14 protein-coding genes, 1 tRNA gene, 2 pseudogenes and 1 riboswitch are annotated in these 14,525 nt (G+C 69.6%); of the genes and pseudogenes, 10 read left to right on the plus strand and 7 right to left on the minus strand.

From position 1 onward, the window contains the following. Positions 1–543 (plus strand): annotated as a pseudogene (locus tag AC4IJH_RS41680) (DEAD/DEAH box helicase); the annotation flags it as partial. 350 nt (positions 544–893) lie between these two features. Further along, positions 894–966: transfer RNA gene (locus AC4IJH_RS41685), tRNA-Lys, on the plus strand. A gap of 93 nt (positions 967–1,059) precedes the next feature. Here the strand turns inward: AC4IJH_RS41685 and AC4IJH_RS41690 are convergent. Then, the gene (locus tag AC4IJH_RS41690) at positions 1,060–1,515 is read right to left on the minus strand and encodes a hypothetical protein (protein WP_490857253.1); all 456 of its coding nucleotides are present in this window, start codon (positions 1,513–1,515) and stop codon (positions 1,060–1,062) included. A gap of 107 nt (positions 1,516–1,622) precedes the next feature. Beyond that, positions 1,623–2,873: an MFS transporter gene (locus AC4IJH_RS41695; RefSeq protein ID WP_490857254.1), complete on the minus strand. Its 1,251-nt coding sequence runs from the start codon at positions 2,871–2,873 to the stop codon at positions 1,623–1,625. Between the two features lie 66 nt (positions 2,874–2,939). Between AC4IJH_RS41695 and AC4IJH_RS41700 the strand changes: the two genes are divergently transcribed. Together AC4IJH_RS41700 and AC4IJH_RS41705 are read left to right on the plus strand one after the other, a co-directional pair. Beyond that, positions 2,940–3,545: a CGNR zinc finger domain-containing protein gene (locus AC4IJH_RS41700; protein ID WP_490857255.1), complete on the plus strand. Its 606-nt coding sequence runs from the start codon at positions 2,940–2,942 to the stop codon at positions 3,543–3,545. Between the two features lie 221 nt (positions 3,546–3,766). Then, on the plus strand, positions 3,767–4,846 hold the full coding sequence (locus AC4IJH_RS41705; protein WP_490857265.1) for a PP2C family protein-serine/threonine phosphatase: 1,080 nt from the start codon (positions 3,767–3,769) through the stop codon (positions 4,844–4,846). Positions 4,847–4,914: 68 nt separating this feature from the next. On the opposite strand, the gene AC4IJH_RS41710 is transcribed toward AC4IJH_RS41705, so the two are convergent. Next, positions 4,915–5,943, minus strand: a complete 1,029-nt coding sequence (locus tag AC4IJH_RS41710; protein ID WP_490857256.1) for a DUF2332 domain-containing protein — start codon at positions 5,941–5,943, stop codon at positions 4,915–4,917. 349 nt (positions 5,944–6,292) lie between these two features. Beyond that, a riboswitch (cyclic di-AMP (ydaO/yuaA leader) is annotated at positions 6,293–6,438 on the plus strand. A gap of 11 nt (positions 6,439–6,449) precedes the next feature. On the opposite strand from AC4IJH_RS41710, the gene AC4IJH_RS41715 reads away from it, so the two are divergent. Further along, complete coding sequence (locus AC4IJH_RS41715) at positions 6,450–7,715, plus strand: M23 family metallopeptidase (RefSeq protein WP_490857257.1); 1,266 nt, start codon at positions 6,450–6,452, stop codon at positions 7,713–7,715. Positions 7,716–7,850: 135 nt separating this feature from the next. After that, the gene (locus tag AC4IJH_RS41720) at positions 7,851–8,831 is read left to right on the plus strand and encodes an aldo/keto reductase (RefSeq protein ID WP_490857258.1); all 981 of its coding nucleotides are present in this window, start codon (positions 7,851–7,853) and stop codon (positions 8,829–8,831) included. An 89-nt stretch (positions 8,832–8,920) separates the two neighbouring features. On the opposite strand, the gene AC4IJH_RS41725 is transcribed toward AC4IJH_RS41720, so the two are convergent. Then, a complete protein-coding gene (locus tag AC4IJH_RS41725; RefSeq protein WP_490857259.1) occupies positions 8,921–9,223 on the minus strand; it encodes a hypothetical protein in 303 nt (100 codons plus the stop codon). Positions 9,224–9,384: 161 nt separating this feature from the next. Here AC4IJH_RS41725 and AC4IJH_RS41730 point away from each other — a divergent pair, with 161 nt between their 5' ends. The 4 genes from AC4IJH_RS41730 (at position 9,385) to AC4IJH_RS41745 (ending at position 12,742) form a co-directional block, all read left to right on the plus strand. Further along, positions 9,385–10,635: a helix-turn-helix domain-containing protein gene (locus tag AC4IJH_RS41730; protein ID WP_490857260.1), complete on the plus strand. Its 1,251-nt coding sequence runs from the start codon at positions 9,385–9,387 to the stop codon at positions 10,633–10,635. A gap of 458 nt (positions 10,636–11,093) precedes the next feature. Further along, entirely contained in the window at positions 11,094–11,363 is a 270-nt protein-coding gene (locus tag AC4IJH_RS41735; RefSeq protein WP_490857261.1) for a hypothetical protein, read from the plus strand. Further along, positions 11,350–11,700, plus strand: coding sequence for a hypothetical protein (locus tag AC4IJH_RS41740; protein WP_490857262.1), 351 nt, complete (start codon positions 11,350–11,352; stop codon positions 11,698–11,700). The genes AC4IJH_RS41735 and AC4IJH_RS41740 overlap by 14 nt, the downstream gene beginning before the upstream one ends. 94 nt (positions 11,701–11,794) lie before the next feature. After that, positions 11,795–12,742: a YDG/SRA domain-containing protein gene (locus tag AC4IJH_RS41745; protein WP_490857263.1), complete on the plus strand. Its 948-nt coding sequence runs from the start codon at positions 11,795–11,797 to the stop codon at positions 12,740–12,742. A gap of 61 nt (positions 12,743–12,803) precedes the next feature. On the opposite strand, the gene AC4IJH_RS41750 is transcribed toward AC4IJH_RS41745, so the two are convergent. The 3 genes and pseudogenes from AC4IJH_RS41750 to AC4IJH_RS41760 all read right to left on the minus strand — a co-directional run. Next, complete coding sequence (locus tag AC4IJH_RS41750; protein ID WP_490857264.1) at positions 12,804–13,259, minus strand: hypothetical protein; 456 nt, start codon at positions 13,257–13,259, stop codon at positions 12,804–12,806. 15 nt (positions 13,260–13,274) lie between these two features. Next, positions 13,275–13,919 carry a restriction endonuclease fold toxin-2 domain-containing protein gene (locus AC4IJH_RS41755; RefSeq protein WP_490857266.1) on the minus strand — a complete coding sequence of 215 codons (645 nt, stop codon included), beginning with the start codon at positions 13,917–13,919 and terminating at the stop codon, positions 13,275–13,277. A gap of 266 nt (positions 13,920–14,185) precedes the next feature. Next, positions 14,186–14,476 (minus strand): annotated as a pseudogene (locus AC4IJH_RS41760) (WXG100-like domain-containing protein); the annotation flags it as partial. Between the last annotated feature and the right edge of the window lie 49 nt (positions 14,477–14,525).

Here is a 14,525-nt window from a genome sequence, read left to right on the forward strand (position 1 = left end):
GGTTTCAACCGCGACGAGCGTGGCGACCGTGGTGGCCGTTCCTTCGAGCGTCGTGACAACGACCGTGGCGGCTTCCGTCGCGACAACGACCGCGGCGGCCGCTCCTTCGAGCGCCGCGACGACCGCGGTGGTTTCAACCGCGAGGACCGTGGCGACCGTGGTGGCCGTTCCTTCGAGCGTCGTGACAACGACCGTGGCGGCTTCCGTCGCGACGACCGTCCCTCGGGCGGTTTCCGTCGGGACAACGACCGTTCCTCCGGTGGTTTCAACCGCGACGAGCGTGGCGACCGTGGTGGCCGTTCCTTCGAGCGTCGTGACAACGACCGTGGCGGCTTCCGCCGCGACGACCGCCCCTCCGGCGGCCACCGTGGCAGCGACCGCCCCTTCAACCGCGACCGCCGTGACGACCGCCCCTCCGGCGGCTTCCGCTCCGGTGGCGGCGACCGCCCCTACGGCCGTCGTGACGACCACCGCGGCGGCACCACCGGCGGCCGCTCCTTCGACCGCCGCGCCGACAAGCCGCGCTGGAAGCGCAACGGCTGACACAGCCTGAGCAGTTGATCCGCCAAGGGCCCGTACGACACCTCGCTGTCGTACGGGCCCTTCGGCGTCGCGCCGCCAACTGCCCGGCGCCGGGCCGGACCTGACAAGGAATACGTGGCGTACGTCACGCCTGCGCCGACCCTGCGCAGGCGCGACGGCTCGCGAGAGCGCCCGGGAGCGGGCGCGCCGCTCCCGCGAGGCCCCGGGCGCCCCATCGGCTCTACGAGGCCGGGCCACGGCCCCGCCAGGGCCCGCGCCCAGTGCGCGCGGGCCGGATGACGGCTGCTGATGACTCCTGATGCCTAATGCCTTCGGGCTGCGGCGGGTACGCGGGCTATGCTGCGTGGTGCGGGCCATTAGCTCAATTGGCAGAGCAGTGGACTTTTAATCCATTGGTTCAGGGTTCGAGCCCCTGATGGCCCACCGCGTGCGGAGGCCGCTTCGGCCCCGCTGACCTGCGTATCGGCGCCCCGTCCCGGCTTCACCGGGCGGGGCGCCGTCGTATGGGCGCACCGCTCAGCGCGCGGCGGGGCCCGCCGGGTCCTCGATGACGCCGGCGACGCGGAAGCGTACGTCCGGGGCGTCCGGCTTCGGGCGGTACGGGTAGGAGCGGAGCCTGATCCTGGTGCCGACGCGCACCGGGCGGTTCAGGTTCCTCGGCACGTAGGCGCGGATCAACTGCCGTCCGCCGTGCGGCAGTACGTCCTGCGGCCGGTCCGCCGTGGTGGTGAGCAGGCGCCGCAGCTCCGCGTCGTACGGTACGGCGAGGGCCAGGTGGCGGGGTGCGGCCGCCGGGTCGCCCCGGCCGGCGGGCGGGGTGTCCGCGAGCGCGATCAGCTCCGTCACCACATAGCCGGATGCCGCCCTCGCGGGCGCCCGCCGCCCCGCGGGCCAGTGGGGCTTGCGCAGCTGGATCTGGCCTCCCGCCTTGCCGCGCCGTTTGCTGAGCACCTTCCGCTGACGAGCAGTCATCGCCGACACCCCTTCGAGGACGGTCAGAGCGGTCAGATGGGACGGTCACGCGTGGTCGGTGGCGGGAACCTAGCCGATGGCCGCCGGGCGCGGGCGCCACAATCCGGTCAACTGCGCCGCCGGGCGCCCAGGAGGAGGGACAGCGCGGCCAGCAGCGCGCAGCCGGCCCCGGCCAGGGGGAGCCAGGGGAGCAGGCCCGCGCCGGCGAAGAGGCCGCCGAGGGCCGCGGCGAGGGTCTGGCCGAGGTAGACGGCGCTGTTGTTCAGGGCGAGCAGCATGTCGCCGCGCTCCTTTCCGAGGGCCAGCAGCCGGTGCTGGATGAGCGGGAAGCTCGCCCAGTGGGCCAGGCCCCAGACCGTCAGGCCGATGGCCGCCGCGGGCAGCGAGCGCAGGGCGAGGGTCAGTACGGCCAGGACGGGGACGAGCGCGCCGACGGTGGCGTACAGCCCGGTGGCCGGGGCGACGCGGTCGGCGAGCCGGCCACCCAGCAGGACGCCAGCGAAGCTGCCCACGCCGAACAGGAGCAGCAGCCAGGTGCGGTCCGCGGCGGTGGTGCCGGGGACGGTGTCCAGGAGCGTGCCCAGATAGGTGTAGACGACGAAGGTGGCGACGATCCACAGGACGGTGGTCAGCAGCGCGGTGGGGGCGCGGCGGATGCGTACGGCGGCCAGGCGCTCGCGTACGCCGGCGCCGCTGGCGCCCGGGAGCGCGGGGACGCTGGCCCACAGGCACAGGGCGGTGACCAGCGCGAGGGCGGCGACGAAGCCGAAGGCCCAGCGCCAGGAGGCGAGCGAGCCGATGGCGTTGCCCAGCGGGACGCCCACGGCGATCGCGGTGGTCATGCCCGCGTACACGACGGCCAGCGCCCGGCCCCGCCGCTCGGGCGCGGTGATCCGGGCGGCGACCGCGGACGCGGTGGAGGCGTACAGGGCGGCGGCCAGGCCCGCGATCACCCGGCTGGCCAGCAGGACGGCGAAGTCCGGCGCGAGGGCGGAGAGCGCGTTGCCCGCCGTGAAGACGAGCAGGACGGCGATCAGCAGGGTGCGGCGGTCCCAGCGCGCGGTGACGCCGGCCAGCAGCGGGGCGGCCACGGCGTAGGTGATCGCGAAGACGGTGACGGTCTGGCCGGCCGCCGCCGTCGACAGGCGCAGCTCCCCGCCCAGCGCGGGCAGCAGCCCCGACACGATGAACAGGTCCGTGCCGATCGCGAACATGCCGAGGGCCAGCAGCCATATGCGGGCTGTGGAGCCGGTGGCCGGGCGGGGCGCCGCGGCGGCGCCGGGGCGGTCCGTGGGCCCGGCTTCGGGGAGATCGGCGGGCCCGGCGGCATCCGCGCGGGCGGTTGATGCGTGCGGCATCGCGGCTTCCCTCTCGGTAGGTAACCGGTCATGTGGTTACGAGGCGACGTAACCTATCATGGGGTTATGCCGGAGGAAGTGGATCAGGAGCAGGGCTGGGTCTGGTACGGAGGCCGCCTCAGCGTCGACTTCGTCAACACCCGCAAGATGCGGTTCGCGCAGGGGAACGAGCTGCTGCGCCGGCCCGAGGACCTCGCCGCATGGCTCGTCGCCGCCGAGGTCCTGCCGGACACCGCTGCGGCGGAGCGCCCCGCCGTGGACGGCGCGCTCCTGGAGCGGGCGAAGGAGCTGCGGGAGGCCGTCGACGCGGGCATCCGGGCCGTCGTGGTCCCCGACGAGGGGGTGGACGAGAGCGCGCTGCCGGTCATCAACTCCTGGCTCGCGCGGGCGGCCGCGTACCCGCCGCGCCTGGAGGCGGTGGACGGCACTCCCGTACTCCGGGCCGGGACCGCGCCGGCGGACGCGCACGGCGCGCTGTGCCGGATCGCGGCCGACGCCGCCGAACTGCTGGGCACCGACGCCCGCGCCCGGCTCCGCATCTGCGACGGCGTGAACTGCAGCGCCCGCTTCGTGGACAAGTCCGTGGGCCGCAGGCGCCGTTGGTGCCAGATGGCGGTGTGCGGCAACCGCGCCAAGGCAGCCCAGCACCGGCGGGCGTCGGCGGCCGGCTGAAGCGGCCCGCCGCCGCTGCGGCCCGCCCCGCATGACCCGTACGGCCCAAGCCGATTCGCCGCCCGGGCCGCCACCGGAAAGCCTTGGGAGGCGAGGTGCCGGTGAGCGGCGGGGTTCGTCAGGACGGGCCCGCGGGAGTGGGAAAGAGGCCGGTGCGGATGCGGCGAGGCGGTACGGGCGGCCGTGCGGGCGACCGCGAGCGGCGCGCACGGCGGGACCGTATGTCCCCCTTCGGCCGCCGCATGGCCCGCTGGCTCCCCGCGCTCCTGCTCATCGCGGGCCTCAGCTTCGACCTGTCGACGCCGCCCCAGTACACGGCCGCGCCCTTCTTCTCCGCCGCCCCTTTGGTGGCCGCCCCGCTGTACTCGCTGCGTACGACCGTGGCCATCGCCTTCGTCTGCGTGATGTCGGAGTACTGGGTGCTCGTCTACCACGGCAGGCACAACAGCTACGAGTCCATCACCGAGGCCGTCACCGTCCTCGTCGTCGCCGTCCTGGCCGTGGGCATCAACCGGGTCGTACGCCTCAGCGACGCCCAGCTCGCCTCCGTACGCGATATCGCCGAGGCCGCCCAGCGGGCCGTACTGCCGACCCCCGCCGAGAGCATCGCGGGCCTCGCGGTCGCCGCCCGCTATGTGGCCGCGCAGGCGGACGCCCGTATCGGCGGCGATCTGTACGCGGTGCAGGACACCCCGCACGGCGTCCGGCTGATCGTCGGGGACGTACGGGGCAAGGGACTTGAGGCGGTGGAGGCCGCGGTGATCGTCATCGGGGCCTTCCGGGAGGCGGCCGAGCAGGAGGCCACCTTGGAGGCGGTGGCCTCCCGGCTGGAGCGGGCGCTGCAGCGGGAGGGGGGCCGGCGCGAGGGGCTGGACCAGTTCGAGGGCTTCACCACGGCCGTACTGGCGGAGATCCCCGCCGACGAGGGGGCCGCGCTGCGCGTCCTGAACCGCGGCCACCCCGCGCCGCTGCTGCTGCGCGCGGACGGCGGGCTGACCGCCCTCGAACCGGCCGAGCCCGCCCTGCCGCTGGGCCTGAGCGAGGTGGCCGGCTGGCCGGACCGGGCGGAGGAGACGCCCTTCCCCGCGGGCGCCACCCTGCTGCTCTTCACGGACGGCGTCACCGAGGCCCGCGACTGTACGGGCACCTTCTACGACCCCCTGGTCCGCCTGCGCGGCCGCCGCTTCCCCGACCCGGAGGCGCTGCTGGACGCGCTGGTGGCGGATGTCGCCGGGCATACCGGCGGGGAGTCGGCGGACGACATGGCGCTGCTGGCGGTGCGGCGGCCGCTGCCGGTCTGAGGGGGAGGGGCGGTCGTCACGGCAGGTCTGATGCCGGGCGGCGCTGCAGGGCAGCCAGCGGCGCAGCCTCAGGGCAGCCAGTGGATGCTCTGCCCGTGCTGTGCCGTATGGGCCACGGGCCGCTCGTCGAGCGAGAGCGTGAGCAGGCCCTCCTCCGCGGGGCGCGGGGCCGCGATCCAGGGCAGCACGCTGTGGTGCTCGTTGGAGATCCAGTGCCCGGGCCGCCGCGCGAACAGCGACCGTACGAGCCGGGCGAACTCCTCGCGGCGCTCCAGCGGCAGGTAGGTCAGCACGGAGGTGTGGAAGACGACGAGCGTCGCCTCGGGCGGGGCCTGGGCGGCGAGCGCGGGCAGCTCGTCGAGGAGGTCGCCGCGTACCAGGAGGGGGGCCCGCGCGGACCGTACGGCTTCCGTGGCGCGTACCGCCTCGATGGCCGCCAGCTGCCGCTGCCGCCGCAGGTCCGTCGCGCCCGGCCAGATCAGCGCCTGGAGCCAGCGCACGTCCTCGGGGTCGGAGGTGTCCAGCGGATCGAGGTCGATGCCCGCGCGCCAGACGATCTCGGGGAGCCGGTCGGGGACGGGCGTGCCCGGGCTCGTACGGCAGGGGAAGACCGCGGGGCTGCCCGCCGCGCCGAACTCCGGCCGGTCGTCGTAGCGGTAGCGGTAGCGGTCCGGGTGCAGGCACAGCCCGGCCGAGGCGCCGACCTCGATCAGCGCGAGCGGCTGGGGGAGTTGGGCCAGCAGCGGCAGGAGCGTGGCGCAGCGCGCGGGCTCGTTGGTCTGGGTGGAGCGCCGCAGCATCACCTCGCGCACGGCGTCCCAGTGGCGTACGGTCCACTCGCGCCAGCCCCGGTAGGCGGCCTCGCCGCGCGGGCCCTGCTCGGCGTGCGGGCCGTCGAGGTAACGGACCGCGGCGAGCAGGAGGTTGGGCTGCTGCTTGTTGCCGTCGGGGAGCGTGGCGGAGAGCAGATCGCACAGCTCCTGGTCCCGGCTGATCCGGTCGGTCAGCTCCTCGTACGCCTCGGACTGCCCCCTCGCCTGCTGCCGGGAGAAGTCCCGGTACCGATCCGCCACTGCCTGCGCACTGTTGACGACCATGATCAGACGTTACTGCCCTCACGATCCGTAACTGCCATACACCCCTCCGCGTAACGACTGGTGCACAATCCGGGGAAGATCGTTTGGGATGCGCGCCCCAACTCACCCATGTATGCGATGTATTGGGAGCATAAATGCCTGCCAAACCTGCGGCCGATTCCGGGGAACGCTTGGTATCCGACCGCGCCGTCTATTACTGTCCGATAACGGAGCGCGGTCGTCCCAGCCGTCGCAAGAGGCGGCACCGTGCGCCTACGCCGAATCCCGTACGCGCGATTGCCAACTGCATCAGGTGCACCATGCGCGACTGCTGTCCCGCGTCCCCGCGCCATCAGCCGCCGCATCGTCCACCATTGCGTCGCCAGCCGTGCCGAGGGAACCGGGGAACCACCACCCTGGGGTGAATCGGACGCCTCTCCCACCAGAGGCCGCCCGTAGGAGACCTTCCTGCTCCGAGCCCGACAGCTAACCCGGTAGGTGAGAAGGAAGGAAAGGAGTGCGCCCCCGTGGCGTCCAACAGGCCCGCCCCCGAGCCTTCGTCCGCGTACGGCTTCGAGCCCCGCGCCGCCGGTGCCACCGGCCCCGCCGACCTCTCGGATCCTGCGTCCACCGCGGTCATGGCGACCATCGCCGCCACTCCTTTCGCCGTCGGCGGCGCCGATGACCACGCCGGCGCTCCCGGCGCCGGGGACGGCCCGTGGGAGGAGTGGAACCCCACCGAGGAGTCCGTACGCCCCGTACGCGGCAGACACCGGGTCGGCAAGCAGCGCAACAGCGGACTCGCCCGCAGCGGCACGGTCCTGGGCGTCGGCGTCATCGCGGCGGTCGGCGCGAGCGGCATGGCCACCGCCGAGGACAAGCCGCCGGTGCCGATATCCATGCCCGACCTGGGCGGCCTCGCCGACACCATGGCGGCCAAGCTCCCGGACGCGGAGTCGCTGCCCGGCATCGGCGACCTGATATCCGACGATGCTCCGGAAGCTTCGGATTCCTCCCCTTCTTCGCCCTCCGGTTCTTCTTTGTCCTCCGGTTCCTCTTCGTCCTCTGGTTCCTCTTCGTCCTCCGGCCAGGTCGTCCAGCCGGGCGTCTCCCCGGAGGCCGCGGCGCAGGGACACGACGCCAGTACGGCCCTCCTCTCGCGCATCATGCAGCAGGCCGAACGGCAGCAGGACGCCGCCGCACAGGAGGAGCGCGAGGCGGCGCAGCAGGCGGCCGTGCGCCGGGCCGAGCAGGAGGCGGCCGACAAGCAGCGCAAGGCGGAGAAGGCCGCTGCCGCCGAGGAGGCCGCCAAGAAGGAGGCCCAGCGCGAGGCCGAGCGGAAGGCGGCGGCCGCCGCCCGCAAGAAGGCCGAGGCCGAGCGCCTGGCCGAACTGGCCAAGAGCTACACGCTCCCGCTCACCTCGTACACCCTGACCGCGAGCTTCGGCCAGGCCGGCGACCGCTGGTCGGCCAACCACACGGGACAGGACTTCGCCGCCCCGACCGGCACCCCCGTCAAGGCACTGCACTCCGGCACGATCACGCAGGCGGGCTGGGCCGGCGCGTACGGCTACCGCATCGTGCTCACCCTTCAGGACGGCACCGAGGTCTGGTACTGCCATCTGTCGTCCATGGTCCGCGTCTCCGGGAAGGTCGCCACCGGCGATGTGATCGGCCGCGTCGGTGCCACGGGCAATGTCACCGGGCCGCACCTCCACCTGGAGATCCGTCCGGGCGGCGGCGCACCGGTCGACCCGGCACCGTGGATGCGCAGCCACGGCATCGGCATCTGACGCTCGTCGGCGCTTACCGGCGCTTACCGGCGCTTACCGGCGCTTACCGGCGCTCACCGGCGCTCACCGATGTCCTGTTGGGGCGCGCTCCGACGGAATGGAATAAACCCCTCCCACCCCTCGCTGAACAAAGGCATGGCTACGAGTAAGCAGACCGCGACGACCACTCCGGCTCCGACTCCCACCCCCAGGTCCATCGGCTCCCTCTCCGTCTCCCCTCTCGCCCTCGGCGGCAACGTCTTCGGCTGGACCGCGGACGAGGCGGAGTCCTTCGCCGTACTGGACGCCTACGTCGCCGGCGGCGGCAACTTCATCGACACCGCCGACGCGTACTCGTACTGGGTGGACGGCAACAAGGGCGGCGAGTCCGAGACCGTCATCGGCAACTGGCTCGCCTCGCGCGGCAACCGCTCCGATGTCGTCATCGCCACCAAGGTCGGCGCGCTCCCCGACCACAAGGGCCTGTCCGCCGCCACCATCAAGTCCGCGGTGGACGAGTCCCTCACCCGCCTGCGCACCGACTACATCGACCTCTACTACACCCACTACGACGACGAGTCCGTCCCCGTGGAGGAGTTCCTCACCGCCCTCGACGACCTCGTCAAGGCCGGCAAGGTCCGTGAGATCGCCGCCTCCAACATCTCCGCGGCCCGTCTTTCGGAGGCCCTGGACTTCTCCTTGCGCGAGGGCATCGCCCGCTACGTCGCCCTCCAGCCCCACTACAACCTGGTCTCCCGCGACACCTACGAGGGCGAACTGGCCGACGTGGCCGCCCGCCACGACCTCGCCACCGTCCCTTACTACGCCCTGGCCTCCGGCTTCCTCACCGGCAAGTACCGCCCCGGCTCCTCCGTGGACAGCGCCCGTTCCTCCACGGCCGCCGAGTACCTCGCCACCGACCGCGGCCGCCGCGTCCTGACCGCCCTCGACACGGTCGCCGCCGCCCACAACGCCGAACTCTCCACCGTCGCCCTCGCCTGGCTCGCGGCCCAGCCCACCGTCGCCGCCCCCCTGGCCAGCGCCCGCACCACCACCCAACTCCCGGCCCTGCTGGCCCTCTTCGACCTGAATCTCACCTCCGCGGACCTCGCCCTCCTCACGGAGGCTTCCGCGTAAGGCGTCACCCACGTACGAGGGCGGCCGGACACCCATCGGTATCCGGCCGCCCTCGCGCGTACGTATCGCGCACGTCTCTTGCGTACGTGTCAGGCCCGACGGTCGGCAACCACCCATGACGTCGCGGCAACAACCCCCGCCACCGCAATCACCGAGGGCCAAGCCCCGATCTTCTTCGCCAACGGATGCGACCCGGCAAAACCCGCCACATACACGCCACTCAACGCAGCCGCCGCAGCATTCCCCGCACTCTTCTGCCACCCCCGCGCCGCCACAGCCCCCGCCGCAGCCAACGCCACACCCCCCAACGGCCGCTTCTTGGTCACCCGAGCAACCCCGTACCCACCAACAATCCCCGTAGCAGCCACAACCGCCGCCGGAACCTTAGCCATCTGCGCAACCTCCCCATTAGTGGACAACGTTCGCTTCGACCCTACGTGGCCCACTCACAAGCCCGCGTGCCGTCACCCAAGAAGCATCGATACTGCATCAACAAGTCCCGCCAGGACCCGTACTCTGGCGATGATGTGAGCTGCGCAGAGAGGGGCAGGACGTGTCGTCTGACGCTACTCCGGAACTGTCTGCCGAGCGGATCGCGTTCGGTCAGCGCATGCAGGTACTCCGTACTCGCCGAGGCATGAGCCGCAACGTTCTCGCGGGGCTCCTCGGAAAATCTCCCAGCTGGGTAAAGCAGGTAGAGGGAGGCCGGCTGCACATGCCGAAGCTCCCCATGGTCCTCAGGATCGCCGAGGCATTGCGGGTACGAAATCTCTCCGAACTCGTCGGCGACCAGTCGGCCCCGATCGCCCTGTTCGCCGGCCCCGGCCACGCACGACTCCCGTACGTACGGGATGCCATCAACGTCTATCCCTTCGCGATGCAGCGAGAGGCGCCGCCCACGCCGCACCTGCGGCAGCGACTCTCCCAGGCTTGGCGGGCCCGCCATTCAACAGCAAACCACCGTGATGTCATTGGCGAGCTGCTTCCGGACCTGATTCACGACGCTCAACTAGCCGTATTCCAGGCCGATTCAGGGGACGAGCGCCGTGCTGCTCAGTCGGTGCTTTCGCAGGTCTACAGCCTGAGCCAATTCTTCATTGCCTACCAACCGGACTCATCGCTGCTCTGGCGCGTGGTCGAGCGGGGGATGGTTGCAGCGCAGGAATCCGAGGACCCGCACGCGATCGGAGTCGCTGCTTGGCTTGCCGGCCAAGCCCACCGAGACAGCGGCCCCGCACACTTCGACGCCGCCGATGCTGCCAACCTTGCGACCATCCGCTACCTCGAACCATTCCTGCCCGATGCCGACGACGACGTACTGGCCATCACCGGGGCCCTTCACTTCGAGGCGGGCTACACAGCCGCACGCCGCGGTGACACGGGAACGGCATGGCGCTATTGGGACACGGCGCAGTCCATGGCAAAACGCCTGCCCGCGCACTACTTCCACCCCGTAACATCCTTCTCCCGCGCCATCATGGGAGCACACGCCGTCACCGTCGCCGTAGAACTACACGCAGGCGGCGAGAGCGTCCGCCAAGCAGCCGCCGCAGACGACTCGACCATCCCCTCCCGCCCCCGCCGTGCCCGTCACCGCATTGAAGAGGCCCGCGGATACCAACTCGACAGCCAGCCCGAAGCAGCACTCGCCGCCCTCAACAAGGCATACGAGGCAGCCCCCGAGACCATCCGCTACAACGGCTACGCCCGACGGATCCTCTTGGAAGAGACCGAGTCGAAGAGCCCCTCCCAGCGCCGCCGCGCCAGCGAACTAGCCGTCAAAATCGGCCTATTGACCGCCTAGCTGTAGGGGCACAAAGTGTGTCCCTACTCTCCTCACACCGGCCGTACGGTCAGTCAGCACCAGACCGCAACACACCCCCGCAGCCGCTCCACACGGCCCGGGGGCACGGCCAACCTGAGAGAGCAGGCCGACATGCCGCACTGTATCGTCCGAACCTTCGAACGCCTCCTACGAATTCTTCGTCCCACACCAGCCCGCCAACGAGCGGCCACCCCGCTACCCCCACTCGTCGCCCACAAGCCGGCACCTACGACCTCTCGCCGGCCCCGCAACCTCGACCACCCATTGCGCGGCGAGGACTCCGCCCTCATCCGGCCCTACCTCCTCACACCCCAGCAGTGGCAGAAGGAGCGGCTGCTTCGGCAAGCAGGACGAGAAGGGGCACGCGCCTGATGCACGGACCACAGCCTCTCCGCCTGCTCCCCTGGTCGGGCCCCTCGGACCAACCGTGCTACTTGGTGACAGACGGCACCGGCCGCCTGTCCCAACTGGCCGACACAATCGAGTCCACCCACCTCACGACCGGAGCCGAACTCCTCACATCCGCCGAGAAACTACTCGCCGACCACACCGCCTCCTCCATCGAACTCCGCTTCCTGGCCACCCGCCTGACCCAATCCCTCCGCGACGCCTTGCGCGTCGCCGAGTGTCGAGGCGATCGGCTCTCCACAGCGTGGGATGAGATCGTGACCGATGGCGTAGAGGACCAGGGCAGTGAAGTTGAGTGACGGCCTGGTGGCCAACGTTGCCGCAGAACTTGGAGAGGACGTCAGCGAGTGGACCGACTCACTCGGCTTGGATCATCTTGTCCTCGCCGCACAGTCGTGCGGGTTGCTGGTTGGTGTCACGGTGCATCAACTGGTGCCGCTCAGCGGCAGGGACGACTCGTTCCTGCTGACAGTGAACGTCACCCCAGTGCTGACTGTCTGCTCCGCGCCGGTGCACTGGCGCGACGTACGGCCGCAGCAGCGGATGAATGCTAGGGGCGCCCTACGGCACACCTTGGAGAGGTTGCAGGGCATGGCGCTGGACGCACAGGTGGGACTGAAGGGATTGGTCGTCTAGCAGTACTGCAGACAATGGACCCAGGGAGTGGCGCTGGCCATACTCCCTGGGTTTCTGTGTGTCATGTTCAGGGCCTGGTTGGCAAGATGCGTCTATGGCGAAGGCGAAGGCGTCGAATCCGGTCCGTTTTGGTGCTCCCTTGGGCGTCGACGAGGGGCAGTGGTTCAAGGGGCATGCGGAGCTGCATAGAGCTGGTGTCCATCGCGCGTATGGCACAGGTATCTCGGGCACTGCCCGCGAAGGTGTGGACTCCATCGTTCTCTCTCGTGGATACCTCGATGATGAATACGGCGAGAGCGTGATCATCTATACAGGCGAGGGCAGCCGAGACAGGGACACCGGGCGCCTCTACGCCGACCAGACCATGGCTGCACCGGGAAACACTGGCTTGCTGCTCAACGAAGCGCTCGGCCATCCGGTTCGTGTGGTGCGTGGCCTGAAGATCAGAGGGAGGAAGCGACGCCGAGCGACTGGCGGCTACGAGTACTGCGGACTCTTCCGCGTCGCGGATCACTGGATGACCATCGGGAAGGAAGGTTTCCGCGTATGCCAATTCAAGCTCCTGAAGCTCGCTCCAGGAGAGACGCCGAAGCCGCAGCCTGTGTCCCTGGGTATTGGTCAAGACACCGACATTGAACAACAGGTGCGCCGCACCGTTGAGTATGAGATTCGAATTCGCGACTCAAGGAAAGTTCGCGAAGTGAAGGAGATGTACGACAACACCTGTCAGATCTGCGGCCTTCGGATGGAGGTGTCACCTGGTGGTGAGGCGTATAGCGAGGCCGCCCACATCTGGGCGCTAGGTAAGCCTAACAATGGGCCGGATGAGGTGTGGAATATCCTCTGTCTTTGCCCAAACTGCCATGTGAAGTTTGATCGAGGTGCTCTCCAGCTCACTGATAGCTTCGACGTGCTTGATGGCCTAACGCGGCAGTTCATAGGGGCCCTGCGAAAGGTCAAGCAACATCAAATCAAAGTGGACTGTGTGCGTCAGCATCGCTCTCGTTGGCATGATCGATTCAGTGATCCGCTCAATGGTTGATCTTTATCGGCAACGCTCCGTATGACACCCGCAGCCGGTAGGAGCGACCGGGCTGTGATGGTTACTCGTAAGCCGCGGTGGCCAGGTGGTCGCGGAGCGCGGACTCGATCTCTGCGATGCCTCCAGTGGTGGGGAGTGTCCAGGAGGAGTGGTTGCCGCTTTCGAGGACGAACTCGCTGTTGAAGGTCAGCAGTTCGGGTGAGGGGATATAGGAGTCCCGGAGCCATCTTACGAACACTGCTGCTTCGCCTGCTGTTACACCCATGAGCGTGATGACCCCGCACTCTTCCACCGGGGTTGAGGCCACTCCTTCGATGTAGATGCCCTTGGCGATCTCGACCTCGAATTCGATCATCTCGTCCCCGTGTAGTACGGAGGTGAGGCGTCGTGTGAAGGCGCCGGGATAGGCCTCGCTGAGGGCAGACTGGAAGCCGTCGAGAGTCGTGTGCCAGGCCAGCGCATTGTCTTCGGGTGGAGAAAACACGAAGGTCGTACGGCGCTCGTTTGTTTCAGTCACGTGGTCCTCGTCTCGTCACGGCACGTACCGCGCTGTTCCCTTTGTTCCAGTCATGGCAATCATGCTTTGCCAGTAGGTGGCGGATCTCCGGTCATTGGTGATGATCTCAAGTCCGCGGATTTCGTTATTCCGGGGGTCGGACATTGCCGCGTGGTACCGGCCGAGTTCGATTTGGTCCTTCCTGTACATGCCGTCGATGTGCGGGTCGAACTTGAAGCGCCCTTTATCGTCGATCTTGGGAGGGGTGGCCAGGGTCTTTTCGACCTTGTCCAGGGTGCGGAAGGTGGAGGGCTTCTCGCAGTCCGGCTCGCGGACGTGCTTGGCCTCGACGGCATAGCCGTCGGCGGGCCGCAGCCCGTCAACCATGAGCCCTTTCCCACTGCGGCCGGTGGCTTCCGGCGGCAAGGGGACTTCCCGCTCGGGATAGCCCGCGACCCGTAGCTGGTAGGCGTTGTCGGGATCGCTGGCGGTCCCGCCTCCGGCGAGCCGCCAGCAGGGAGAGAGTGTGCCCAGGTACGGAACCGTGCCTGCTCGCCGGGGCTGAGCAGCTTCGGGTTCGTCAGCGGGTCGGGCGGGATGGGATCGCGATGCGGGATGCCCGGGTTCACTCCCTGCCCGATAGGCACAATGCCCGGCATCCGGCCGGGGGCATTGACGAATACGGCAGGCACCGGAGCCGGTACGGGCATCGGGGGCGGCACTGGGAGGAACGGTGGAGTGACCGAAGGGCCGTCCGGTTTGGGCAGGGTGACTCGGGCCTGGGAGCTATCCAGGGCCGGCGGGACATATCCCAGCGTGTGTATGTATGTGTCACCCGAGACCAGGTCGTTCAGACCGCCGTCGTCCCCGTTTCCGCCGAACAGCGGGGTGTCCCATGGGGCTTCGAAATGCAAGGGGTCGAGCTTATTGGTAGCGATCTCACGCAGCGCCTTCTCGACGTGGTCGGCATATCGGTCGCACGCACTGGCCAACTGTTGGCAGGCCGCTACTAGGTTGAGCAGGAGCGTCTCGTCTCCATGGACCTGCGAAGGGGCGGAGGCGAAGCCCACGCAACGTTTGAAATAGCGGTCAAAGGCGTCGGCGGCTTCGCCGGAGTGGGCGTGGTGAGCGGCGCGGGCGTAAGTCTGGGCGTCGGAGACGAGCCGCTCCATGAGCTTGCCGGCATGACGCCAACTACTAGCCACGTCACGGGGGTCTGCCGCACGATCGGGTGACATCTGAACTGGCTTGCCCTGTGGGGCGGGTGGGAAGGATGTCGTTGTGCCC

The sequence above is a fragment of the Streptomyces sp. UF-297 genome, assembly GCF_058245575.1.